Source organism: Dyadobacter sp. 22481, assembly GCF_052044875.1.
Taxonomy (GTDB): domain Bacteria; phylum Bacteroidota; class Bacteroidia; order Cytophagales; family Spirosomataceae; genus Dyadobacter; species Dyadobacter endophyticus.
The window spans coordinates 984,728-1,011,302 of sequence record NZ_JBQENV010000001.1 but is presented as its reverse complement, the minus strand read 5'-3'; the positions used below and the strand labels follow the sequence as shown (position 1 = coordinate 1,011,302).

Annotated in this window: 19 protein-coding genes; 16 read left to right on the top strand and 3 right to left on the bottom strand. The window is 52.0% G+C overall.

What is annotated here, in order from left to right; genetic code table 11:
- Window positions 1–170 precede the first annotated feature (170 nt).
- A complete protein-coding gene (locus ACTJJJ_RS03725; RefSeq protein WP_440701476.1) occupies window positions 171–1,538 on the bottom strand; it encodes a glycoside hydrolase family 140 protein in 1,368 nt (455 codons plus the stop codon).
- 524 nt (window positions 1,539–2,062) lie between these two features.
- Here ACTJJJ_RS03725 and ACTJJJ_RS03720 point away from each other — a divergent pair.
- From ACTJJJ_RS03720 to ACTJJJ_RS03645, 16 genes are all read left to right on the top strand, one after another.
- Window positions 2,063–2,572, top strand: a complete 510-nt coding sequence (locus ACTJJJ_RS03720) for a phage tail protein (RefSeq protein ID WP_426294741.1) — start codon at window positions 2,063–2,065, stop codon at window positions 2,570–2,572.
- Between the two features lie 54 nt (window positions 2,573–2,626).
- Window positions 2,627–3,145 (top strand): phage tail protein, encoded by a 519-nt coding sequence (locus ACTJJJ_RS03715; RefSeq protein ID WP_426294742.1) that lies wholly within the window; start codon window positions 2,627–2,629, stop codon window positions 3,143–3,145.
- Window positions 3,146–3,190: 45 nt separating this feature from the next.
- The gene (locus ACTJJJ_RS03710) at window positions 3,191–3,712 is read left to right on the top strand and encodes a phage tail protein (protein ID WP_426294743.1); all 522 of its coding nucleotides are present in this window, start codon (window positions 3,191–3,193) and stop codon (window positions 3,710–3,712) included.
- Window positions 3,713–3,759: 47 nt separating this feature from the next.
- Window positions 3,760–4,257: a GNAT family N-acetyltransferase gene (locus ACTJJJ_RS03705; RefSeq protein ID WP_426294744.1), complete on the top strand. Its 498-nt coding sequence runs from the start codon at window positions 3,760–3,762 to the stop codon at window positions 4,255–4,257.
- Window positions 4,239–4,547, top strand: coding sequence for a DUF6916 family protein (locus tag ACTJJJ_RS03700; protein ID WP_440701475.1), 309 nt, complete (start codon window positions 4,239–4,241; stop codon window positions 4,545–4,547). Before ACTJJJ_RS03705 ends, ACTJJJ_RS03700 begins: the two co-directional genes overlap by 19 nt.
- Before the next feature lie 66 nt (window positions 4,548–4,613).
- Window positions 4,614–9,668, top strand: a complete 5,055-nt coding sequence (locus ACTJJJ_RS03695) for an Ig-like domain-containing protein (RefSeq protein ID WP_440701474.1) — start codon at window positions 4,614–4,616, stop codon at window positions 9,666–9,668.
- Window positions 9,669–9,809: 141 nt separating this feature from the next.
- Entirely contained in the window at window positions 9,810–10,832 is a 1,023-nt protein-coding gene (locus ACTJJJ_RS03690; RefSeq protein ID WP_440701473.1) for a sensor histidine kinase, read from the top strand.
- Window positions 10,829–11,548, top strand: coding sequence for a LytR/AlgR family response regulator transcription factor (locus tag ACTJJJ_RS03685; protein ID WP_440701472.1), 720 nt, complete (start codon window positions 10,829–10,831; stop codon window positions 11,546–11,548). The genes ACTJJJ_RS03690 and ACTJJJ_RS03685 overlap by 4 nt, the downstream gene beginning before the upstream one ends.
- Window positions 11,549–11,654: 106 nt before the next feature.
- Window positions 11,655–13,895, top strand: a complete 2,241-nt coding sequence (locus ACTJJJ_RS03680) for a TonB-dependent receptor (RefSeq protein WP_440701471.1) — start codon at window positions 11,655–11,657, stop codon at window positions 13,893–13,895.
- A 50-nt stretch (window positions 13,896–13,945) separates the two neighbouring features.
- Window positions 13,946–14,584 (top strand): hypothetical protein, encoded by a 639-nt coding sequence (locus ACTJJJ_RS03675; protein WP_440701470.1) that lies wholly within the window; start codon window positions 13,946–13,948, stop codon window positions 14,582–14,584.
- Window positions 14,585–14,625: 41 nt separating this feature from the next.
- On the top strand, window positions 14,626–14,889 hold the full coding sequence (locus ACTJJJ_RS03670; RefSeq protein WP_188930528.1) for a hypothetical protein: 264 nt from the start codon (window positions 14,626–14,628) through the stop codon (window positions 14,887–14,889).
- 227 nt (window positions 14,890–15,116) lie between these two features.
- Window positions 15,117–18,260: a SusC/RagA family TonB-linked outer membrane protein gene (locus ACTJJJ_RS03665; protein WP_440701469.1), complete on the top strand. Its 3,144-nt coding sequence runs from the start codon at window positions 15,117–15,119 to the stop codon at window positions 18,258–18,260.
- Window positions 18,261–18,272: 12 nt separating this feature from the next.
- Window positions 18,273–20,168 carry a RagB/SusD family nutrient uptake outer membrane protein gene (locus ACTJJJ_RS03660; protein WP_440701468.1) on the top strand — a complete coding sequence of 632 codons (1,896 nt, stop codon included), beginning with the start codon at window positions 18,273–18,275 and terminating at the stop codon, window positions 20,166–20,168.
- 109 nt (window positions 20,169–20,277) lie between these two features.
- On the top strand, window positions 20,278–20,967 hold the full coding sequence (locus ACTJJJ_RS03655; protein WP_440701467.1) for a DUF3823 domain-containing protein: 690 nt from the start codon (window positions 20,278–20,280) through the stop codon (window positions 20,965–20,967).
- A 58-nt stretch (window positions 20,968–21,025) separates the two neighbouring features.
- Window positions 21,026–22,333: a glycoside hydrolase family 71/99-like protein gene (locus ACTJJJ_RS03650; protein ID WP_440701466.1), complete on the top strand. Its 1,308-nt coding sequence runs from the start codon at window positions 21,026–21,028 to the stop codon at window positions 22,331–22,333.
- Window positions 22,334–22,459: 126 nt separating this feature from the next.
- Window positions 22,460–24,031, top strand: coding sequence for a M81 family metallopeptidase (locus ACTJJJ_RS03645; RefSeq protein WP_440701465.1), 1,572 nt, complete (start codon window positions 22,460–22,462; stop codon window positions 24,029–24,031).
- Window positions 24,032–24,100: 69 nt separating this feature from the next.
- Here ACTJJJ_RS03645 and ACTJJJ_RS03640 read toward each other — a convergent pair whose 3' ends face one another.
- Complete coding sequence (locus ACTJJJ_RS03640) at window positions 24,101–24,796, bottom strand: aspartate/glutamate racemase family protein (RefSeq protein ID WP_440701464.1); 696 nt, start codon at window positions 24,794–24,796, stop codon at window positions 24,101–24,103.
- Window positions 24,797–24,884: 88 nt separating this feature from the next.
- Window positions 24,885–26,537, bottom strand: a complete 1,653-nt coding sequence (locus ACTJJJ_RS03635; RefSeq protein WP_440701463.1) for a PQQ-dependent sugar dehydrogenase — start codon at window positions 26,535–26,537, stop codon at window positions 24,885–24,887.
- Window positions 26,538–26,575 lie beyond the last annotated feature (38 nt).

The following is a 26,575-nucleotide window of genomic DNA, read 5'->3' as shown; positions in this document are numbered from 1 at the left end:
AAAAAGCAATATTTAAACCACGAATTCAACATTATTCAATATGATAATCAGCGGGCAGTTTATTTGTGATAACAGATAACAAAGCAACGATCAGTCCCATTCTCTATCTTCTTAATCCTAATTTAATCAAATTAATCCATTTCTAGTTGGCTAAGGCCAATTGCAATGGCTCAGGGCTTCTTATATCCTTTCGCCGCATCGTCCACGACCAGTACCCAGTCATGCCCGTATCCTGTCGTAGGCGGGACGAACTTGTTGACTGTATTGTTCTCGAATTTGCCCGCATCCCGAACCTTCCCGTTTCGAGGGTCGAACCAGAATGCTTCCAGGTGCGTGCCGGAAATCTTTCCGGGGTTGACAGAAAAAGACTTTCCGGCAGCCGTATATACAAACAGGTAATCCTTCCCCCGCGTAGCCTGCACGCGCTCGGCCGCGGGCAGTGCATTTTCAGCGACAATCGATTGGTCAGGAATGCGGTCCGTAATCGGGCGAGACTCCATCAATTTCCGCACGTGCTTCATTTCCAAAGCGCCAGGTAGGTCGAGAGCCTGCTGCCAGAAGATATGCGGGCCATTCACCGCCTCGCGGTTAGGCGAGTACATTTGCCAGATATCGTGGCAGCCATACGTATGTCCGAATGCGCCCGCAAAAAGATCGAGGTAGGCCGATTTGCGCACATCATACGCGCTCGACGTCCCGTTTTCCTTCGCATTGAAACACACCGGGTGGTCTTCATAAATAGGTTCCGCGTCGATTACCGGCTTCACGAGCGTGCGGTTGTACGAGCGCTGGATATTGTCATAAACCGGCGTATCGCGGCAGTGGCCGGTTTGGAACATATTGAAATCGAACCACTCGTCGTCGTGGAACCATTCGCTGGACCCTTCCTTGTTCGGTTGCGGGTGGTAGGTCATCAATGCCTTATCATAGCCCCCTGCCCCTTCGGCAATTCCGGCGGCCATGGCACGCCAGATTTCTACATCGCGGCTGTCTTTCCGAGGCTGGCGGTCGCCGCCCAGTACCCATATGATGTTCGGCCTGGTTTTGTAGCGGTCGCCCAGCCACTTTCCGTACGTTTTCGCGTTGTTTTCATTGAAAATCTCCGGGCCCTTGCCCCAGGTATTTTTAAAAACCTTGTCTCCCCAGGTAGGTAGGAAGGCGATTGTCAATCCATAAGCTGCCGCTTTGTCGATGATATAGTCGACATGTTTGAAATAGTTCTCGTTCGGCTGCGTCGGGTCGTTATTCACCAGCGGTTTTTCGCCATAGGGATTAGGCTCTGCCAGGCCATCGAATTCCGCCAATGCAACTGCCTGAATTACGGTAAAGCCTTGTTCGGCGCGTTTTTGGAGGTAGTAATCGGCATCGGAACGGTCGAGGCGATGAAAAAGCTCCCACGCGGTGTCGCCCAGCCAGAAAAATGGTTTGCCTTCTTTGAGTAAAAAACGTTTGTTTTCACTTACCGTATAGTGTTGTGCGCGTACACTCGTGAGCGTACAGCAGAGGACTGCCAGTATCAGGAGGCTGTTTGATTTCATCGGAATACCGGATTTAGCTGAGTATGATCAATCGATAAAGCCGAAAACAACCGATTCTTAATATCCAGTATTTGAATAATCTAACAAAAAAATGAGCGACCCGGCTTATAGAGGTCTGTTTCAGTGAAATAGACCGTTCGAAAATAATTTTCAGCCGGTAGATAATCATAAGTTTCTCATTTTCAATGTCTTACCAAAAATAATTTCAGATTTTTGTATGATTATACGTAGAATAATTATTACCGTTTAGTAATTTATTTCATCGAAATGGCGATATATCACTAATATTGAAGTACTATTTTTACAAAATCCTAACCTGAACGTACCTCCTGATGAAAAGAATTTCTACATCTTCCGCTGTTGTCATTGCTATTTTACGGGCATCCTCCTGATCAGGATAGTTTCCGACCCGTTATATACTGCTCATCAACATCCATTTCGACTGCACTTCATCGATACTGCCCATAGCCGGCGGAGCAACGTCAATATTTTTACATTATCCATCAATTAACCCATTTCATTTTATGGCTGAACCATTTCTATCTGAGATCCGGATGGTAAGTTTCAATTTCGCGCCGAAAGGCTGGGCGCTTGCCAATGGACAACTTCTCCCTATCAACCAAAACCAGGCTTTATTTGCCCTTTTGGGAACTACTTATGGTGGCAACGGGCAGACCAACTTCGCTTTGCCTGATTTCCGCGGCAGGGTACCGATTCACTTCGGAGGCGGGCACGACCTCGGAGAAAAGGGAGGACAGGAAGCGCACACGGTAACGATGAACGAAATGCCTGCGCACAATCACATTGTGAACGCCATCGACTCAGGCCCTTCCAATTCGAATGACCCTACGGGTGCGTTTCTGGCCAACACTTTGCCGAACAACGTTTATTCGACAGTTCCCAATGCGCTTACAGCGATCAATCCGGGCACTCTCTCCAACGTAGGCGGCAGCCAGGCACACAACAACCTGCAGCCCTTCCTGGTGATCACCTTTTGCATTGCGTTGCAAGGGATTTTCCCAAGCCAAAACTAGCGTCAGGCAGCTATTTCCAATCATCCAAATCAAAACACAAAACCTCAAAAGTATATGGGACAACCTTACGTAGGAGAGATCAGACTATTTGCAGGCAACTTCGCGCCCAACGGGTGGTTGTTCTGTGAAGGGCAAACACTCCCGATATCTGAAAACGAAGTCCTTTTCCAATTGATAGGAACGACATACGGCGGCGACGGCGAGGAGACTTTCCGCTTACCGGATATGCAGGGACGCCTGCCCGTTCACATGGGTACGCTCGGGGGTGGCAGCACCTACACGATCGGAGAAAGTGGCGGAACCGAAGAGGTAACGCTCACCATACAGCAGATTCCCCAGCACACGCACGGTTTCATGGCCAATACCGGCGGTGCCGATGTGGCCAGTCCCAAGAACGCCGTTCTCGGGACGTCGAGCACGGTAAACGCCTTCATTATCAGCACACCTGCCCAGCCAATGGCGGCACAAGCTATCGCGCCGGTCGGTGGCAGTCAGCCGCATACGAACGTGCAGCCGTTTTTATGTATCAACTTCATCATTTCCCTGTTCGGGGTATTCCCGTCGCAAACCTAGTTTTCGGCGACAGGCAATTGTAGAACCTCAAAACCTATCAATCCAATGGCAGATCAATTCGTAGCAGAGATAAGAATATTCCCTTTCAACTTCCCTCCCACCGGTTGGGCATTTTGTAACGGTCAGCTCATGCCCATTTCGCAAAACACGGCCTTGTTTTCACTATTGGGAACCACTTACGGCGGCGATGGCAAATCCACATTCTCATTGCCCGACCTTCAGGGCAGTTCACCCATGCAGCCCGGGCAGGGGCCCGGACTTTCGCTCCGAGACCTTGGAGAGCAGTCGGGGGTGGAAAATGTGACATTGCTCACAAGCGAAATCCCGTTCCATACCCACACCATGAATGCAGCGCCGGAAGCGGGCGAACTCAAAACGCCAAGCCCGAGCGGTGCCCTTGCATTTTCGACCCAGGGAAGTATCTACGGCACGGGATCGCCCAATGCGCAGATGCACTTCCAGGCAACATCGGTAATAGGGGCCACGCTTCCGCATAATAATATGATGCCGTATATTACTGTGAACTTCTGTATCGCATTACAAGGCATTTTCCCGCAGCGCCCTTAGCAGGCACTGATAAGCATTGTTAATATTTTTCTGATTTATTGTAGAAGATGAAGCTTACCAATACCGCTCTTGCACTCAGGCCTATTACGCCCAAGGATGCCTCTTTTTTAAGGGAAGTCTATGCCAGTACAAGAGAAGCAGAGATGGAGAGAGTTCCGTTCTGGACTGATCTTATGAAGAAAGAATTCCTGACCAGTCAGTTCGAAGCGCAGCACGAATACTATCAGAAAAATTATATCGGTGCTTATTTCTGGGTGATTGAATTTGAAAACAAAACCATCGGGAGGCTTTACCTCCACGAAAACTTTCAAGGCTTGGGTATGCGGATTATTGACATCAGTATCCTGCCCGATTACCGGAACCGGGGATTCGGCCAGGCTATTTTTAAAGATCTCATGAACCGGGCAGCAGACCTGGAAAGGCCGCTCACGATCCATGTAGAAGCTTTTAATCCGGCCAAAAATCTGTATACCCGCCTTGGATTTAAAAAAATCAGTGAAACCAATGGAGTTTATCATTTAATGGAATGGAAACATACGATTTAAGCCAAATAACTGCAGCAGAATTTAAAGCGCTAACCGGCGAACCGGTGATCATCCATTTCGCAGAAAATTTTTCCCTGCCGGCTACGATTGCGGCTGTTAACGAGCTCAACGGTTATACTCCTCTCGAACGGAGTTCATTTTCAGTGGAATTTCAGACCAATGGCGATCACAGGGTCATTGCACAGGGGATTTTCAGGGTCGTTCATCCGGACGGAAAATACCTCGACATTTTTTTAGTTCCCATAGCTCAGGATCCGCTGGGCACGCGCTACGAAGCTATTTTTTCTTAACCGGACTGTCCGGGCCATCTCAACTTCCAATCCTATGATTCAAAAACTATTCTTCAAACTGAAACCATGAAAACTTTCTACTACTATCTGGCGGGCATTGCCCTGCTGGCGTCGGGGGCCGAAATGGTCAGCAAGCTTTCTGGTGACAAGCCAGCTTCCCAGGAATGGGTGGCGAAACCGGAAACCAAGTCCGACAAAAAATCACAAGAAAAAGTACCGTTTGCACGCGCGCGGAAAAAATCGGGCGCCAAAGCATTTCTCGCACCTAGCATTACCGCTACCAATACCGATGCCGTTATCAGTGGCGGAGCTACCGCAGGCGGCGTGCTGGAATACACGGTGGTGATCGCCAATGGCGGCCCGGATCCTGCCAATGGGACCACATTTACCGAAACCATCGACATCAACACCACGCTGGTTCCGGGATCGTTGGTAGCAAGCCCTATTGCTGTTAACGACAGCTATTCGACGATCGGGAACGTCGGGATTAATATTGACGCAGGCTCGGGCCTTTTCGCTAACGACGTGAGTCCGGGCGGTACAGCGCTGAGCCTGAGCGGCTCCACGACCATCACGAGTGTTAATGGCGGAACCGCCACCGTTACAGCCGCTACCGGCGCGTTCACCTACGAACCTGCGGCAGGTTACATTGGTACCGACACATTCACATATACAATCCAGAATGGCTCCGGCATGACTTCCACGGCTACCGTAAGCATTACCATAGCCAATGCCATCTGGTTCATCGATGACAGTGCCGCGCCTGGCGGTACGGGAACGCTGGCGAAGCCATTCAATAGCCTGGCCGCATTCCAAGCGATCAATAGTGGGGGCGGAAACAATGCTAAAGACGGGCATTTTATATTCATTTACGCCGGGACCTACAACGGCGGTATTACCGTCCGTAATAACCAGACCGTATTCGGACAAGGAGCCGGTACCGCCGGATCCACGCTGCTCACACTTACCGGCCTTCCTGCGCCAAGCGGCAGCCCCTCGGTTCCCTTCCCTACCGTTAACGGCACCCGCCCAGACCTTACCAATAACAGCGGTAACGTGTTCAGCTTATCCGGCATAGCTACCGTACAGGGGCTAAACATAGGCAACAGCTCCGGTGCCAAATTCCAGAGTAGCGCTGCCGGATTGTTCACTGCAAGCCAGATCGATCTGACCGGCACCGGTTCCGCGCTTAATATTTCAAACAAACAACTGGCTGCTACTTTCGGCCAGGTATCGTCCACCGTTTCCAGCGGCACTACCAGTCCGATCAAACTTTCAAATGTTACCGGTAGCCTTACAATCAGTTCCGGAACCCTGACAGCGAACAACAGTACCAATATACCGGCTTTGGACATTTCGGGCGGGATTACCCTTGCCGTAAACCTGACGGCGGTAAACGCAAACGGAGGCAATAAAGGGATGATCATTTCCGGTACCGCCGGTACTTTCCAGGTATCCGGTAGCGGGACTACCCTGGGAAGTGGAGGAACGATCCAGAATATCAGCCAGCGCGGGATCGAATTGCTGAATACGACCGGCATCACCCTCAAAAACATAAACCTGACCAACGCCAACACGACCGACGGCACGACACCATCCGGCACTCCAACCGATATGGCTAATGCGAATGCCAATGCGGCGGTACATGCGCTGAATACTAACGGCCTGACAATGGACCGCATTATCATCAGCGGAACGGTGGCACAAGAAGGTATCAACCTGCGGGGTACCAGCAATTTCCACTTTACCAATGGTTCGGTCGGCTCATCGGGCTCGTCCGGCAATTCGTTTGAAGGCTGTCTTTTTGCCGTAAATACGAGTGGTACGAACACGATCACGAATTCAACCTTCACTGATCCCGGAGGTCGTGCTGCTTATTTCGCGAATTTCAGCACCAACATGACATTGCTGACCGTCGATAACTCCACCTTCCAGGATGCCGACGGAGCCACAGGTCTTCAGGTGATGGGCTACGGTACTTCCAATGTGCAAGTGAAGGTTCAGAATAACTCAAAATTCCTGAACTGCCGGTCCGCCGGTTTTGAAGTACAAGCCAATGACAATTCATTGATGACTGCCGAAATCATAAACTCAACAGTCGATCCGGGCAGCGGTGTAGGCCGGGGGATCGATATTTCCGCTTTCAACAATGGCACGGTGAAGTTTAACATCGAAAGCAACAACGTCAAACATAACGGCGGTCCCGGAATCAACTCGTTTGGCTCCGGTAATGGCACCATTGACGGAACAATTTTGAACAATACGACAGACAATCCGTTGCTATCTAATGCGGTATCCGGTATTGTCGCTTCGGTAGAAGGTATCACTGCCGGCTCCAACCAGGCCAAAGCCACCGTTCTCATCCAGGGCAACACCGTTAAAAATGTACAGAACGTGCATGGTATCAGCACAGGCGCCACGGTCACAGGCGGTTCAACAAGCAACTTTTCGCTTGTCAACAATAATGTTCAGCTGGTTTCAGCCATCGCATTCTATGGTATCGACGTAACCGCGGCCGCTCTTGATCCGTTAGTTGCGCTTAACAATGCCATCATTTGTTCCAAGGTAAGCGGCAACATTATCAATATGTCGTCCGCTTCCAACTTTGCGTATCGTGCCAGGGCCGGGAATACCAGTTCCACAGTCCGTTCGCAGGGAAACGGAGCTTCGATTGTCAGTGTGTGGGATAATGGCGGTAATACGCCGGCAGGCCGGGCCCTTCAAAGCGGAGCGGGAACATTCACTTTCAATGCAACTTGTGTGCAGCCGGGAGCGCTCGTCTTCTCCCGCGAAGGCGTTGTAGAAGTGTTGGCAGAAAAAGAAGAAGCTGACAAAGCATCGAACCAAACTACATTGGCTGAGCCTGTAACCGCGCCTGCGGCAGAACCTGAGGTCGCCATCGCCACTCCCGCCGCTCAAGAACCAAAACCTGAGGTCGCAATCGCAACACCCACGGCCGGGCCGGCTATCGATGAGGTAACCGAGCCTGTTTCTCCAAGCCCTGCCAGAACCGAGGCAACCCAGGCCGGTGAGACGGTAACCGTAAATGGTACCGGAAGTGGCTTTACCATTCCAAGCGGCAAGAGCACGACCATCAAGTTCAGGGTCACTATCAACAATAACATTCCGGCTTCGATTTGCCAGCTTTCGACACAGGGTACCGTTTCGGGCAGCAATTTCGCCAATGTACTCACAGACGACCCGGACGTGGGAGGATCGAACAATCCGACTGTCACGACGGTAACATCGACGCCGGTGATCACATTCTGCCCGGGCAACCAAACGCTATCTCCAGACCCGGGAACTTGTACGTCTACACAAACATTCGCGGCCACCGCAGACGGATGTCCGGCACCTACCATTACTTACTCGGTAGGCGGCAACCCGATCACATTCCCGTACGCATTCCCTGCCGGCCCGACGACTGTACTGGTAACGGCTTCGAATGGCATCGGAACAGCACCTACCTGCTCGTTCACCGTAACGGTAACCCCTACCCCGGCACCGCCGATCACCGACGAGCCTGATGCGGCGACCATCTGCGCGGGCTCAGGCACGTCGTTCACCGTGGCCACTTCGCAGACAGGTGTAACCTACCAATGGCAGAAAAAACCATTCGGCGGCTCATTTGCGAACATTTCAACCGGTACAAACCCGACTGCCGACGACGCAACGCTGACGCTGACCAACGTACCGGCTTCGGATAACCTTTCGGAATACCGCTGTATCATTACCAACCCTTGCAACAACAGTACTTCCGCGGCAGCTGTATTGACCGTGAACCAGATCACCGGTTCGAGCATCGCGGGAACTACTACTGTGAACCAGGGAGCAGCGGCACCACTTGTTACATTCGGTGCTACCGGCGGTACATTGCCTTACACGTTTACGTATAAGATCAACAACGGATCGAACCTGACTGTAAGCACAACGGGTGTGAACACCTCTGCTACGGTTAGCCAGCCGACTACCACCGTCGGCGTGTTCACGTACGAGCTCGTGACTGTAACGGACGCGCAGAACTGTACGCTGACACCGCCTTCGGCTCAAACTGCTACTGTGACCGTTGCCAACAACCTCACGGCGAACATTTCGGGCAGCACGACAGCCTGCCAGAACGACACTCAGCCTGTGATTACCTTTACAGCTGTCAATGGTATCGCGCCGTTTACATTTACCTACAAAATCAACGGCGGCTCCGACCAGCAGGTCACAACCACAGGTGTCAATACGAGTGCGACCGTGAATGTGCCAACCACTACGACCGGGACATTTATTTATTCGTTGACCAATGTCAGCGGCGCAGGCGGCGCTACGACCCCAATCGTTGGACAGACAGCAACCGTAAATGTCAACGAGAAACCGACCATTGCCCTGACCGGTGCCCAATATCTGTGTCAATTCTCGGCGGATCCTCAGACTTATACGGTTTTCTTCACGGCTACCCCGGGTGCTGTGATCACCACCGATAAAGGAACCGTTAGCGGCAACACCGTTATCAATGTTCCAAGCAAGCAGACGGCGATCATTGTTGCTACCCTCAACGGTTGCACGGATACGCTCACAGCTTTCAAAGACTGCTCGCTTCCGGTAACCCTGATCGATTTCAGCGGTGCAAGAGTTGAAAACACCATTGCACTGAAATGGAATACGGCCGAGGAAACCAATAGCGACCATTTCGATGTGCAGCGCAGCGGCGATGGTAAGAACTGGGCGACGATCGGTACCAAAAAATCGCAGGGTGAAAGCTACAAGCTGGTGAACTACGAGTTGGTTGACAAACAACCTGCGCAAGGTGATAACTTCTACCGCCTGAAAATGGTCGATGCCGATAAGACGTTCGCTTACAGCAAAATTATCAAAGTCGGTTTCGACGCCGCCGCATTGCTATCCGAGTTCTATCCAAACCCGGTTTCCGACATCCTCAACCTGAAAAGCACGGATTGGAACCAGGTTAAATCGGTAGAAATGCATAGCCTGACCGGACTTTCGGTTTACAAATCGGGCAAGGCTGTTTCGAAAACCATCGATGTGAAGAACCTGCCGGTAGGCATGTACATTCTGACGATCACGCACAAAAACGGTGAGGTTACCAACCGGAAAGTGCTTATCAACCGATAATTACGACACCAATTTGTTCTGAATGTGTTGTTTAGGTTAACTGTATCAGGCGGGGAGTTTCTCTCCGCCTGATTTTTTATATAGCAGCCTATTGTTTTGATTAGAGGGGTATTCCTCTAAATTTGAATTTTTACACTTCGAATGGCATCCTTGAAAACGCAGCAGAAACGGGAGATTGCGATCCATATCGGCATATGGGCAACTGTCCTGCTCCTGCCCTACCTGGTATCGTCGGCTGACGAAGGTTACAGAATCGGCGGGCTGCCGGCCGCTTACTTTATTCTTGCAGGGATAATCCACGCAGGGATCTTCTATTTCAATGCTTTTTACCTCTATCCCAAACTCGCACATGGCTGGCGCTGGTGGCTGTATATCCCATGCTCGATGGTGTTGGTTATGGCTTCTTTCCCCCTCAAATACCAGATCGTCGCCCAGTTGTTTCCCGAGGTCGTTCTCAAAAACTCGGCCGGCTTGATATTTGGCCCATCAGTATTGGTTTTCGCCGCTAGTCTGGTTTACCGGCGGGTCAGCGACGGAATCCGGAAAGAACGGGCACGGAAAGAATATGAGGCACAGCAGGTAGCGGCCGAGCTGAAATTCCTGCGGTCGCAGATAAATCCGCATTTCCTCTTCAACGTACTTACAAGCATGGTGGCACTGGCCCGGCAAAAGTCAGACCTGCTGGAAGACGCCTTACTACGCCTATCGGACCTCATGCGTTACATGACGTACGAATCGCAAGCCACCCGGGTGACCTTGGAGCAGGAAGCGGATTATCTCAAAAATTACATCGAGTTGCAAAAACTGCGTTTTTCTGACTCGGTCCGCATTGATGTTCAAATCCGGTTGGATCATGAAACCGCCGGGCTGCTCATCGAACCGATGCTGTTGATACCTTTCGTGGAGAATGCATTTAAATATGGTGCGACAGAGCTTGAAGATCCCTTTATTAATGTCCGCCTTGAAGCGGCCGGCGGCAAGCTCACGTTATCCCTCGAAAACACGTACGATCCGGATCCGTTTAATGACAAGGACGGCAATTCGGGCATTGGGCTCGAAAATGTGAGGACACGCCTCAGACTAATCTATCCCGGAAACCATAGCCTTGTTGTCGGTGATGAAGGCACCGTGTTTCGGGTCATATTTAACCTGAATTTACGATGATACGATGCCTGGCCGTCGATGACGAAAAATTGGTGCTGGACCTGCTGGTAGATAATATCCGGCAAGTTCCGTACCTAACGCTGGTCAAAACGGCTCGTAATGCCATGGAAGCCATTGAAATACTCCAAACTGAACCGATAGACCTGCTTTTTCTGGATATTCAAATGCCGCGCCTCAGCGGATTACAGTTTCTGAAAAGCCTCCCGGACCCTCCTTTGGTGATCCTGGTAACGGCTTATGACAAATATGCACTGGAAGGCTTCGAACTGAATGTGGTCGATTATTTGCTCAAACCGGTGAGTATGGAGCGATTTATGAAAGCCTGTAACCGGGCCCTCGAATTGTTTCAACTCAGACAAAAAACGCCGGTCGCCACTTCGACGCCAACCGCATTGCCCGATTTCTTTGTAAATGTCGAATACTCACTGGTCAAAATAGTAGCGGCTGATGTGGCCTGGGTCGAGGGGTTGAAGGATTATGTTAAAATCCATCTTTCGTCGGCCGCCAAGCCCGTCATTACCCGCATGACTTTCAAAGCACTGGAAGAAAAACTCCCTGAGCCGGCCTTCGTCCGTACCCACAAATCGTACCTGGCAGCTACCCAAAAAATCACCGTCGTTAAGCGAGATTTTGTCATGATCGGCGCTGCGGAAATTCCGGTTAGCGAGCACTACAAAGACAACCTTCGAAAGATCCTGAACATTTCGGCCGAATAGTCGTCGCAGGATTTTACCGTTTCGTCGCAGGCATTAGCGGCGTCGTCTACTCTCCCTGAAATGCATGGGGGCATACCATAGCTTTGGTCAAAAAACAAACAAAGCCATGATTTCCAATGCATTTACATCCAGACTCATCCTAATGGCGGGCAGCCTGCTTTTCGCGCTCTCCGCCCGGGCCCAGACCCGCATCACCGGAGAAGTGGCCGGTCCGCTTGGTGACGCTATCCCCGGTGCCCACATCCGCATTAAAGGCTCGCAATCGGGCGCAGTGGCCGATTCGCTTGGCGTGTTCGGCTTCGAAACTACCTTGCGTGGCAAACAGACATTAATCATCTCCTCACTCGGTTTCAAAACGCAGCAGCAGCCGATAAGCCTCTCCGACAGTTCTGTTAGGCTGTCTATTACCCTCGACGACGCAGCCAATACCCTCGAAGCGGTGACCATCAGTGCCGGCAGCTTCGAAGCCAGCGACAAAGCCAAAGGTGCTTCGCTCACGCCCATCGACGCATACACAGTGGCCGGCAATGGCGGCGACATTTCCAATGCATTGCGGTCGCTCCCGGGCGCGCAGCAGGTCGGCGAACGCGAGGGGCTGTTTGTGCGCGGTGGTACCAATGAGGAAACCCGGATGTTCGTCGACGGCACACTCATGAAAAACCCCAACTACGCCTCCGTGCCGGGCATCATGCAGCCGGCCCGCATTAACCTGTTTTTGTTCAAAGGCGTACTGTTCAACACCGGCGGCTATTCGGCATTGTACGGCCAGGCTATGAGCAGCGCATTGATCCTGGAAAGCATCGATCTGCCCGAAAAAAGCTCCGCCAATTTCAGCGTGTTTCCTTCAAACCTCGGGGCCGGTTTCCAGCATTTGTCCAAATCGGGCCGGAACAGTTACGGAGGAGGCGTCGCTTACAGTAATCAGGCTTTGTATAACAAAGTCGTACCGCAGCGTCCCGATTATTACCGCGGGCCTGAGTACCGCAGCGTTAATGCGAATGCCCGCTTCAAAACCGGTAAAAGCGGAATGTTGAAAGCGTATGTAGCCTATGCCGAAAGCAACATCGGTATGCGTAACCCCGATACCGACAGCGCGTCGCTCCGCTCCGATTTCAGGATCAAGAACCCGAACATTTATGGAACCGCAAGCTACCGGACAGACCTCGGGACCGACTGGAGCCTTGACGCAGGCATTGCGTACACATTTGACCAAAACACCATCCATAACCGCCTGCTCAACATCAACAACGAGCCCGTAACCATCCCCAATGCCCCATATTCAGCCAAAAACAGCGACGTAACCCGCAATTCGCATTTCGCGCAGGGACGTGCGGTACTCATGCGCCACTTTGAGCGCAACCAGTCATTGCGGTTCGGAGGGGAGACGTTTTATTTCGATGATACCCAAACCTATAATGGTGCCCAAAACCTGCTTCGCGATCAACTATCGGCTGCTTTTGTTGAAACTGATATTCATATCGGCGGGCATGTCGCATTCCGACCAGGCTTGCGGTGGGAGTATTCGAGCCTCTTGCGCAAAGCGGTACTCGCTCCGCGCGCGAGCCTGGGTTATCGGCTTGGCGCGGGCAGTCAGCTGAACCTGGCCTACGGCATTTTTTATCAAAAACCCGAAAACAGGTATCTTTTTCAAAATCGGCAACTTGGCTTTTCACGGGCGGAGCACTATGTGCTGAACTATTCTAAAAAGGCCAATAACCGGTTTTTCAGGACGGAGGTTTATTATAAAAAATACAACGACCTGGTAAAGACGTTGCCCGGAATTCGCCTCGGAGGCGACGGCTATGCGCGCGGATTGGAGCTTTTCTGGCGGGATAAAAAGACCGTTCGCAACCTGGACTATTGGCTGACTTACACTTACCTCGATACGAAGCGCAACTACCTGGATTATCCCGAGCGCATCAGGCCGTCGTTCACAAGCCCGCATACATTCACGATCGCAATCAAGCGGTTTTTCCAGGAAATCAGCACCAATGTCAATGTCTCGTACTCCTGCGCGGCCGGGCGACCGTACTATGATATTCGAGCAGGAGACGACGCCGGTACGCGCATCTACGATTCAGGCACCGCCCGCGCTTACAATGTCCTTAACCTGCACGTATCGAAAATGATGTCTTTTTTCAAGAAATCGAAATTCAGGGATTATTCGGGGTTCGCATTCGGCGCCAACAATATTCTCGGCACAAAACAGGTGTTTGGCTACAACTACGCGTACGACGGCAGTTTCAAAACCCCCATTACCCTCCCCGCCACACGCTTCTACTTCGTGGGCGTGTTCATGAGCCTCGGCATCGACCGCACCGAAGACCTCCTCGACCAAAATCCTTGACACCATTCAATTATCCATTACCAATCATTCATTATCAACTAACAAACATCATGAAAACGCTCATCACAACCATCCTGCTCATTTGCACCGCCGCATTCGCATTTGCGCAAACCGGGGATTATGCCACTCAATTGGAGGCCTCCGTGAAGAAACTCGATCAGGCCAGGTCCGTCAGCGACTTCCAGGGCCTCGAAAAAACGTTCATACAGCTCGGCAATACGCAGAAAACCGAATGGCTGCCTTACTACTATGCTGCTTTTTGTAATGCCAAAATCGGCTTTCTCCTGCAAGACGACGGCGAAAAGATCGAACCTTACAGCGTCCGGGGCGAAGCACAGATTAAGAAAAGCGAGTCGCTTGCAAAAGGTGACAGCAAGCCGTTAGCAGAAATTTATGTAGTACAGGCGATGATTTACCGCACCAAGGTTTTTATCAGCCCTATGACCATGGGCAGGCAATTCGGGCCGCTTTCCGACCAGTTTTTGAAGAAAGCCCAGAAACTGGATGCCGAAAACCCGCGCGCCATTTACCTCGAAGCCTGGACGAAGTACTACACGCCCAAATTGTGGGGCGGCGACAAGGATTTGGCCAAAGAACTCGCCGGAAAAGCCATTCAGAAACTCCCGGCAACTACATTCAGTGTAATGCCGCATTGGGGCAAGGCCGAAAGCGAGACGCTGCTCCGGTAGCTATCATACTTCATCATTGTTTCACTTAAACTTTAAAGACCATGTTTTTCGGATTATTGATTTTCGCACGCATTCTTTTTGTGGCCTGTATGGTTTTCATCATCGGCTACATTTATGGACCGTTCTCCCAACGCCGCGGTCTCACGATCGCAGCACGTGTCGCAGCAATCGCGGTCATCTTCGCATTTATCATGATGAACATCTTTGCTTTTCGTGCCGGGTCGTTCCGCGGAGGGTACGCTCGCCACCACGCGCATTGGGAGCATTGTGACGACCATCCCGCGACGGTGGAAACAAAACCATAGACAATCCCATTTGCAACCTCAGCGCCCTGCCTCACCACAGGGCGTTTTTTATTGCCCTACCCCAAAATCCCCCAATATTTTACCGGGATAATGTAAAAAACAGCCGGATTAAGCGCCCCATTAATGGTTTGTTAACCATTTCTTAATTAGCCCCCGATTACTTTGACCCCACGGTTCGGCCGACCGCTTTTCATGCATTTAAACGAACAGGAACTTAACCCTACGGTATGAACAAACAACTTCTATCAAACCCCCTGTGCAGGCACCGCGCCCGGACGGCGCTCTGGCGCGGGTGCATTGCATTATGTGTAATGCTGCTCGTACAGGCAGGCGCATTGGCACAATCGGCCGCGGATGAAACACTCATTAGCGGCGAAGTGAAGGACGAGAAAAGCGACGCCATTCCCGGCGCGAGCATTGTGTTGCAAGGCACCACGAAAGGTACCACCACTGATGCCAATGGAAAATTTTCGCTCTCCGTTCCCAAATCGGGCTCGGTTATTATTGTGAGTTTTTTGGGTTACAAAAGGCAGGAAATAGCTGTCGGTAGCCGGACAAACTTTGATGTTCAACTCGAACTCAGTACGGACGAGTTACAAGAAGTGGTCGTAGTCGGCTACGGTACCCAGCGCAAGCAGACGCTCACCGGCGCTATTTCGAACATCGTTTCGGAGCAGATCAAAACTACGACGCACACGAGCCTGGCACAAAGCCTGCAAGGCAAAGTGGCCGGTGTGCAGATCCGCCAGAACTCTGGCGAACCCGGTTCTTTCAGCACGAACATCAATATACGCGGCTTTGGAGAGCCGTTGTATGTGGTCGACGGTGTGGCGCGCGATGGAGGGTATGAGTTCCAGAAGATCAATCCGGACGACATCGAAAGCATTTCGGTGCTGAAAGATGCTTCGGCGGCGATTTTCGGTATCCGTGCGGGGAATGGTGTGGTGATCGTCACCACGAAAAAGGGCAAGCAAGGTAAGCCACAGTTCAGCTACAATATGGTATATGGCCGCCAAAGCCCAACCGATGTTCCCAAAATGACGAGCGCATTGCAATGGGCCGAAATGCGGAACGACGCAGCGAAGAACCTGGGCGAAAACCCGGTGTTCTCTCCCGAGGAAATCGAGAAATTCCGTAGCGGCGCGCCAGGTTACCAGGGTACCGATTGGTATAAGGAAACGCTGAATAAATCGGCCGGCCAGCAGCAGCATTTCATTTCCGCATCCGGCGGCGAGGGCGTGGTAAACTACTTTACCAGTTTTGGCTACCAGAAAGAAAACGGTTTGCTCAAAAGCGGCGATATGGGTTACCAGAAGTACACCTTCCGCTCGAATATTGGCATTGATCTAACCAAAAACCTGAAAGCGGACCTAATCCTCTCGGGGCTGTTCGATAGACGGGAGCAGCCGGGTGATAACTTTTTTAACATCTATAAAGGAACCCGCATTGCATTGCCTACCGAGCGCCCCTATGCCAACGACAACCCGAAATACCCCGCATTACTCAGCGGCGGCTACAACCCGGTGGCGCTGGCCGACAGGAGTCTGACCGGCTACTCGCAGGAGGTGAATAAGTTCTTCCAGTCGACATTTGCATTAACCTACACTGTCCCATTCGTTCCGGGATTGCGTATCAAGGGTTTGGTCGCTTACGACAGTAATAACTACCGCGCCAAATCGGTTTCGAAGGCTTATAACCTTTATACCTACGACGCAGCGACCGACAAATACACCGCGCATGCGCAACGTAACCCGTCGCGGATCGGCAACAACTTCACGGATAACAACCGCATTACCTTCCAGGGGCAGCTGTTTTATAATACGGTAATCGCCAAAAACCATAACCTCGGCGCAACGCTGGTGTACGAGCAGCAGGAATCGCACAACCGCTGGGCGGGACTTGGCCGCGAATATGCATTCTTTACCAACGATCAGATCGACCAGGCGGGACTGAACAACCAGACTACCAGCGGCTCGGAGTCGGAATATGCGAGCCAGTCGTATGTAGGCCGATTGAACTATGATTTCAAGGAAAAATACCTGCTTGAAATCGCTGCGCGCTATGATGGTTCATACCGCTACCATCCCGACCGCCGCTGGGGCTTGTTCCCGGTAGTTTCTGCGGGTTGGCGGGTTTCGGAGGAAGCATTTTTGAAACGCATTCCCATCATTTCAAATCTGAAACTGAGGGCTTCGTATGGCCTCGTGGGTGCCGATGCCGGTGCGCCATTCCAATATGTACCCGGCTTCTCACTCACCGGCGGTGGCGGGTATGAGTTTACCAACGGCAACTACACTACCGGCGCGGCCTCCCCGGCGATCGTGAACGAAAAGCTGACCTGGTTCAAGTCGAACATCCAGGACATTGGTATCGACCTCGGTCTTTGGGATAACAAAATCGATGTAACTTTCGACATTTACCAGCGCGACCGTAAAGGCCTGCTCGCGCGCAGGAATGTTTCGCTGCCCAATACATTCGGCGGTACATTACCCGAAGAAAACCTGAATAGCGACCGCGTGCGCGGAATCGAATTTTCGGCCGCTTACAATGGCCAGATCCGCGATTTCAAATACGGCATTTCGGGTAACTTCAACTTCGCCCGCACGCAGAACCGCTATGTGGAGCGCGGCGAGTTCCTGAGCAGCATGGACAAATGGCGCGGCGGCGCAACCAACCGCTGGAACGACGTGGTATGGGCTTACCAGCTCGAAGGCCAGTTCCAGAGCAAGGATGAAGTCATTTATGCGCCCATCCAGAACGGCGACCTCGGCAATACCCGGGAGCTTCCCGGTGATTTCAAGTACAAGGATGTGGACGGCAACGGCATTATCGATGGCAACGACGCGATACCGTTGTTCTTCGGCGGCGATCCTAAAATGTATTATGGTGTGACTTTGAATGCTTCGTGGAAAGGTTTCGATTTCACGGCATTGTTCCAGGGATCGGGCAAGTACAGCGTGCGCTTCCGGGAGGTGTATGCAGAAGTCTTCGCATTCCGCGGCAACACGCCCGAGTATTTCTATGACAGATGGCACCAGTCGCCCGACGGCCAGTGGATCCCCGGCGAATGGCCTGCTTCCCGCTTCAATTACAATGTGGGTGCGATGTACGCCGAAAGCGGTGCGTGGCGGAAGGATGCTTCCTACCTGCGTTTCAAGAGCGCGCAGCTGGGCTATACATTCAATTTGCCCTGGTTGAAAAAGATCGGGATCAACGATGTGCGGGTGTATGGCAATGCGCATAACATCTTCACCTGGGCCGATTCGTTCGTGAAGCCTTTCGATCCTGAGAAAGTGGAGGGGTTGTTCGGAGCGGGGCTTACCTACCCGGTGACGAGAAGCTACAACTTCGGGATCAATGTCAAATTTTAATATTACTTGATAATGAGCTATTTAAAAAAGACCCTAACGCTGTTGTTAGTGCTCGTGGCGATGAGCTGCGGCGATGTACTCGACAAGCAGCCCCTCGATAAGTTGCAGGGAGAGAACCTGTTCTCCAACCCCGAGGGCGTGAAACTATATATGGCCAACCTCTACTACCAGCTGCCGATCGAGGATTTCACATTCTTCCGGCAGGGCTTCAACTGGAACACCGGCGACCCGAACAACGGCGGGTTCGCGCCGGCCATGTCGACCGACGAGGCCGTGCATACCGAGTTCGGTGATTTTATTGGAGATGGTGATTTTCAATGGTGGGACCAGGGCTATAAGCTCATCCGCGACGTAAATATCCTGATCGACATTATCCCTACCCTGGACATTACCGACGACGAGCGCAAAGCATTGATCGGGGAAAGTTCATTCATCCGCGCCTATGCCTATTTCGCGCTGGTGAAGCGCTACGGCGGCGTTCCGCTCATCACCTCGGTACAGAAGTACGACGGCAACGTGGAAGCCCTGAAAGTACCCCGCAGCACCGAAAAGGAAACCTGGGATTTTGTACTGAAAGAATGCGATACGGCTATCGGCAACCTTGGCGACTCGTGGCCGGCCGGTGAGCGCCGCGCGACCAAATGGGTAGCCTACGCCCTGAAATCACGCGCGGCATTGCATGCAGCCTCCCTGGCCAAATACGCAGACCGCGCCCCGATCTCCGGAACAGCCGTAGACCAAAAGCTGGTTGGATTGGACAAAGCAGCTGCGGCAGAGTTTTACAAAGCAGCCATCGACGCTTCGGAAGCGATAATTAGTTCGGGTAAATTTAATTTATACAAACCCTCGCCTACTACGCCCGAGGAAGCTGCCAACAACTACCGGCTGCTTTTCGAAGACCCCAACAATGCGCCGGAAGAGGTGATTTTCATCAAGGGTTATGCCAGACCCGGCTCCGGTACCGGCCACAACTACGGCATCTGGTACCAGCCCAACCAGACCGCCAACGGTTGGCCGCACCCGGGCCGCATGAACCCGACGCTCGAACTGATGGACGTTTACGAAAGCTACGACAAGCCCGGCGAAAGCGCTCCGCTTGCCACCTCAGCCACCACGAACGACCTGACCGATTATACCGGTTTCAATGCGTCCAAACAATACAAAAGGTTTGACACTGAAAATGATATTTTCAAAGGAAAGGACGCGCGCATGTGGGCGACGATGATTCTGCCCGGTACCAGCTGGAAAGGCCAGAAAATCGTGATCCAGGCCGGTTTCATCAAACCTGACGGTTCTTCGCAGATCATGGGGGGCGACCCGTTCACGCATGGTGGCACGACTTACTACACCTATGGCGCATCCGATCGAACGAAATACTCCGGCTTCGATACCTGGGGCGGTAATAATACCCGCACCGGCGTGAGTTTCAAGAAGTTTTTGAATGAGGGATTGAATATTGCGCCGGGCTGGAACCAATGCGTGACCGATTTCGCCGATTTCCGCTATGCCGAAATCCTGCTAAATTATGCCGAGGCGATCGCTGAAAGCGGCACGGGCAACAAAGTAAAGGGCGCGAGAGCATTGAATGACATTCGTCGCAGGGCCGGCCACAAGACCGAAATTCAACTCACGATCACCAATGTGATCCGCGAAAGAAGGGTTGAACTGGCGTTTGAGAACAAGCGTTTCTGGGACCTGATCCGCCGTCGTGAGTACCACACGGTGTTCAACAACACGATGCGCCATGCATTGCTGCCTATCCTCGACCTGCGCGTTACGCCCGCAAAGTATATTTTCGTGCGCGTCAATGTGCCACGCAGCAACCCGTCCACATTCGATTACCGCCAGTATTACCGCTCCATCCCGGGCATCGGGGCGAACGGTCTGGTTCAGAATCCGCAGTATTAACAGGCTGTAAGCTTTAAGCAATAGGCTATATGCTCACGCTTGTGTACGAAAAAAGCCAAAAGCTTAAAGCTTACAGCATACAGCTTAAAGCAAAAACCCCATTTAAACAATGAAACAAATAATCACCTATACTTCCACCCTGCTTCTGCTTTTTGGCGTAGTGGGATGCAGCGTCGATAATTACCCGGCGCCCGATTCGCAATTGTACGGTACTTTTCTGGATGCCGAAACCAATGAGCCTGTGGAGCAGGACATCATCCGGGGCAGCACCATCGAATACATCGAACATGGTTACGCCTCGCAGACCAAGCAGACGATGATCATTAAAAACGACGGCACCTACCGCAATAACCTGATCTTCGCGAACACGTACACGATCACGCCCGTACGCGGGAACTTCGTGCCAGTGGCGGCACAGGAAGTAACCGTCAAAGGCGAAACAAACCTGGATTTCAAGGTTCAGCCTTACATTCGCGTGAAGGAAGCCAGCATTGAAAAGGTAGGAACAAAAGTCATCGCCAAATTCAAATTACAGCAAACCGTGATGAATAATGTCAGAAAGATCGGCTTGTATGCGCACCCGGAACCGTCCGTGGGCGAGCCTATGCGCGTGGCGCTGGCGGAGCAGGAAATCAATGGCGCGATCGACCCGAATAAGGTGTACCAGCTGGAAATCGATATTCCCTCTAACAGCAATGTATTGAAGGCGGGTAATCAATATTTCTTCCGTGCGGGGGGGATTATCGATGCGCCTGAGTCGAAGTTTAATTATGCCAAAGCGGTAAGGGTTGCATTGTAAAAAAGGCCGCGTAGCGGCCCGCTGAAAACCTCCCTTTTACGTACCTAATTTGACATCTATGAACTTATTCAAACTCCTGTTCTTCCTTTCCATCGTTTCAGTCAGTTGCAAAGGCAGCGATGATACCCCTGAGAATGACGACCCTAAACCCGTCGAAGAGGTTAAATACGACGAATCGCATTCCCTTTTCAAAAGTTACAAAGGCCTGGTCATGGCGGGTTACCAGGGTTGGTTCACGGCCGAAGGCGATGGTGCGGGCCGTGGCTGGCATCATTATCAGAAATCCGGCAAGTTCGAGCCAGGCTTCGCTTCGATCGACTTCTGGCCTGATGTAACGGAATATTCCAAAACCTATAATACCGCATTCAAATACGCCAACGGCGAACCGGCCAAAGTGTACAGTCCTTACGACGAGGAGAGTGTGGAACTGCATTTCAACTGGATGAAAGAGCACGGTATCGACGGCGTATACATGCAGAGGTTTGTGTCGGAAGTAAAGGGAGAAAGCGGCAAGCGGCATTTCAACAAAGTGCTGGCCAATGCACTGAAAGCCGCTAAAAAATACGGCCGGGCAATCAGCATCATGTACGACCTCAGCGGGTCCACCTCGGCAGATATGGATTTCATCGCGAAGGACTGGGAAGAACTCCAACAGCAGTTCAAACTTTTCGACGGACAGGAAAATCCCACCTACCTGCGGCATAACGGCCGCCCGTTGCTCGCCATCTGGGGAGTGGGTTTCAACGACGGCCGCAAATACACCATTGCGGACATTCAAAAACTGATGGAAGAGGTAAAAGGCCCGACTAAAAAGGCCTCGATCCTGCTCGGCGTGCCGTACTACTGGCGTGAACTCGGTCGTGATACCGAAAATTCACCGCTGCTGCATACGGTCATCAAACAAGCCGACATCATCATGCCCTGGGCCGTCGGCCGCTACAATGCTTCTACCTACCTGAATGTAGCCGGTCCGAACTTGCCTGCCGACATTGCCTGGTGCAAAACGAACAAGATCGACTATGCGCCGTTGGTTTTCCCGGGGTTCAGCTGGGGTAACCTCAAAAACGACAAATCGCTCTACAACCAGATTCCACGCAATAGAGGCGAGTTCCTCTGGCAACAGATCGCCGGCGCAAAAATGTCGGGAGCCGAGGCGCTGTATGTCGCCATGTTCGACGAAGTCGACGAAGGCACCGCCATTTTCAAAACCAGGAAAGAAGGCGATACGCCGTTGAATGCGGATGGGAAATTTGTGGGTATTGAAACCGATCTGCCTTCGGACTACTATCTGTGGCTCGTGGGGCAGGGTGCGAATTGGTTTCATGGAAAAACTGGTTATGGAGTCACGAAACCGGCTCATAAGTAATTGAGTTTCGACGGAGCATTTATGCAAGCGGCACTTGCATAAATGCTCCGTTTCATTCGATTCCGTCATTTTTCATTATGTTTAAACAAAATAGAGCCCCTAGGCACATTTGTTAAAACAAAATATATGAAAATTACACTTTCCCTGATCATTTCTTTCCTTTTGGCCGGAGCACAAATGCTGTGTTTTGCAGATGGAGAAAAAAAATCCAAAGCGCTTCCGCGCATTGCCATTGCCGGGCTTGGTATCGAGTCGAGCACGTTTTCACCGGCGCGAACGGAAGAACCTGCGTTTAAGGCCAAATATGGCGACCAGATATTTACCTCCTACCCTTTTATGGCGGCGGATTCCAGCTTGCGCAAACGCGCTGAATGGCTGCCGGCGCTTGTCGGCAAATCGCTGCCGGGCGGGATGGTGACGCGCGCCGCATATGAATCGCTGGTGAAGCAGACGCTCGAATTGTTGAAAAAGAATGGCCCCTACGACGGGCTATATTTCGATATTCACGGCGCGATGAGTGTCGAAGGGCTCGATGATCCCGAAGGCGACCTCATCACACGCATCCGCGAGGTAGTTGGCAAGAAAGTACTCATTTCGACTTGTATGGACTTGCACGGCAATGTGTCGTGGCGCCTGGCGCAGCATACCGACCTGATCACCTGCTACCGGATGGCGCCTCACGAGGATGCTATGGAATCCAAACGTCGGGCCGTCGCGAACCTGCTCTCCCGCCTCGAAAGTGGGAAAGGCAAGCCGGCTTACAAGGCGTGGATACCCGTGCCGATCCTGCTTCCAGGCGAAAAAACGAGTACCCGTATTGAGCCCGGAAAGTCGCTGTACGCCAAGGTAGCGCCCGCTTCGGCGCAGCCGGGTGTGATCGACGCGGCCATGTGGGTAGGCTACGCATGGGCAGACGAACCGCGTAACCATGCCGTGGTGATGGTCACCGGCGACGATAAGACCAAAGTGACGGAAAGCGCTGAAATGCTTGCGAAGAACTTCTGGGATGTGCGTAAAGAATTCGCATTCGTGGCACCTACCGACGACCTCAAGGGCGCATTGAACAAGGCCCTCGCAAGTGACAGGCATCCGTTCTTTATCAGCGATTCGGGCGACAACCCTACCGCAGGCGGTGCGGGCGACGTCACCTGGACAATCACCGAAATCCTGAAACGTCCTGAATTCAAAGCGGAAAACGGCCCATCACTCATTTATGCGTCCATTCCCGGCCCCGAACTGGTAGAAGCCGCTGTGAAAGCGGGCGTCGGCGGTAAAATCGATGCATATGCGGGCGCGAAAGTGGATGCCCGTTTTGCGCCACCGATCCATCTGGTCGGTAAGGTGGAGGCGATCCATCACGGCGATGTCAATGCCGAAACCGAGGTGGTGGTGAAAGTAGGCAGCGTACGTGTGATCGTAACCAAAAAACGGAAACCGTACCACAAGGAAGCCGATTTTACCAGGCTTGGCCTGAACCCGCGCAAATCGGATATCGTAGTCGTAAAAATCGGCTACCTCGAACCCGAGCTCTACAATATGCGCGCCGACTGGATTTTGTCGCTCACGCCCGGCGGCGTGGATCAGGATTTGGAACGGTTGCCTTACAAACGCATTAAACGCCCGATGTTCCCCTTAGACAAGGATATGAAAGAGCCTGATTTAAAGGCCAGGCTGGTACCTTCGTCAGACACCATTTGAGGCTATTTAAAAAGCCTCGGCGGCTGTTCCTGTAAACGGACAGCCGCCGAATAAAATTTACACTCGCATTTACTCCGCCAATGCAAATGCCACGGCTGCATCGGAATGGATTTGTGTGGTGTCGAAAACGGACACAGGCACGTCAGCCTGACTGATGATCATCGGAATTTCGGTACAGCCCAGGATAATCCCCTCGGCCCCCTGGCGAATCAGTTCATCTATAATCGCCAGATAGCCCTTTCGGGTCTCTTCCCTGATAATACCCTTCCCCAACTCGTCCCGCAGTGTATTTTGGATAAAATCACGGCTTTCCTGCGTAGCCGGAACGATCGGTTCAATACCGGAGCTGACTAGTTTGTCTTTGTAAAAATCCATTTCCATCGTGAACTTCGTGCCCAATAGCCCGACTTTCCGAAGTCCTGCCTCTTTGATGGCAGCGGCAGTCTCGGTCACGATATGGATTATCGGAAGATTAATTTCAGTTTCCAGGCGGTCGGCAACGGCGTGGGCGGTGTTGGCGCAAAGTACAATGGCCTCGGCTCCCGCCTTTTCGAGATTCTGGCAGGCATCCAGCAAAATATGGAAAGTATCATCCCACTTACCCGCCGTGTTGTTACTTACAAATGCATTGAAATTTACAGAATAGATAATGCATTCGGCATAGTTCAGCCCTCCCAGTCTTGCATTGACGCCCTCATTGATAAAACGGTAATAATCGACGGTCGAGACCCAGCTCATACCGCCTACGAGACCTAACTTCTTCATTTTTTGTATTGGTGTAGATATAAACAAATACTCAGGCGTTACCACGGCTGGTAACCCGTAAATTAGGAAATGCATCCCGAAAAAGCACCTATTTGTACGCCATTTTCAGTTTTTGAGAGAAGCCGGAACTTATGTTGTCGATAAATACAGTGTAAGCGCCTTTGGGTTTACCTTCCATATTCACTTTCCAATCGCCGTTCGAAACGATGTCCCGGCTATAAACCAGCAGCCCGGAAGTGTTATAGATGCGCACTTCATCGCCCTTCACAAGCCCTCCGATGGTAATCTGGCTGCCTCCCGGGTTGGGAAAAATAAAGGATTGGTCACGCGCGTTCCATGTGCCCGTCACGACGGAGCTGTATTGAAAGGTGCCGTCCGCGTCGATCATTTTCAGGCGATAGTAGCCCGTATCGTGCAATGGTTCGCCGTCCGCGAATGCATAAGAGTTCCCCGCGCCTTCACCATGCACGGTTCCCAGCGTAACGAAAGTGCGACCGTCGCGGCTGCGCTGTATATCAAAATGCGAGAATTTGCTTTCCTGTATGGTCTTCCAATGGATCAGGAAGCGGCTGTCGGTTTTGGTAAGTCTGACAAACAGCAATTTCACCGGAAGGGGATCGCCGGGGTTCGTAATTTTAGACAGTGTGCCATTCAGAAATGATAACGTGTAGAGCTCACCGGCCTGGTCCTCGCCAAAAGAGATCAGCGAGGGATAGGTAAGCCCGGCGTCGGGCGTAGTAACTCCTAACGGATCCACATACCCGATTTTCCCGGCCGAATAGTCGCCGAAAAAGTAGTGGCCTTTCATCGACGGATACCGCGAGCCTCGGTACACGAAGCCCCCCATCACCGATGCGTCCTTGCCGCCATTGTTGGTATAGCCAGCGTATGTGAGTTTGGGCGCAATGTAGGTTGTCCCCGGAGCGCAATGCGACGAATTGTAGGTTTGGGTACCTTCGAGGCAGTTCCAGCCGAAGTTTGAAAGGGGCCCGCCGAAAGGATAAGACAAATAGTTGATCTCTTCCCAACCATCCTGCCCGTTATCGCCGATCCACAGGTCGCCGGTCTGCCGGTCGAAACCGAACCGCCAGGGGTTTCTCAATCCGAGTGCAAATATCTTTCCCAAAGGATTATCGCCGGGCAAGGCCTCACTGGTATTAAGCCGCAGCAGCTTCCCAAAAAGTTTGCTCATATTCTGGGAATTATTGTTGGGATCGCCAGGGACGCCTCGGGAGCCGGGGCCGTTATCACCTGTGGAGATATACAGAAACCCGTCTTTGCCAAAGGCCATATCCCCACCCCGATGCCCACCCAGGATATCTTCGTAAGGAATCGTCAGAATTTTCACCTCCGAGTTCGCATCCGCCAGATCGGCGTTGCCCGCCTGCCGCGAGAACCGCGAGATCTGGACTTCGGTTTTGCTTTTTACCACATACAGGACGTAGAAAAAGCCCGATACCTGATAATCAGGCGGAAATGCGATGCTGAATATACCTGCCCAATCGGGATCATTGATTTTCGTCCCAATATCGAGGAAAGGCTGTGAGAGGACTGCACCGTTTTTAACAATTTTGATCTTCCCGCCGATCTCCGCCACGAAAAGACGTCCATCAGACGCGTGCGTAACCTTCACAGGCCTGGTAAACCCGGATGTGACCGGTTCGATGGCGAGTTGAAGTTGTGCGAAATCGTCGGATATAGCCACGATCAGCAATAGAATAGTGCAGACGAGACTTTTCATGGGCGCAGGTTAGAGGAGCACTGTAAATATAACAAATA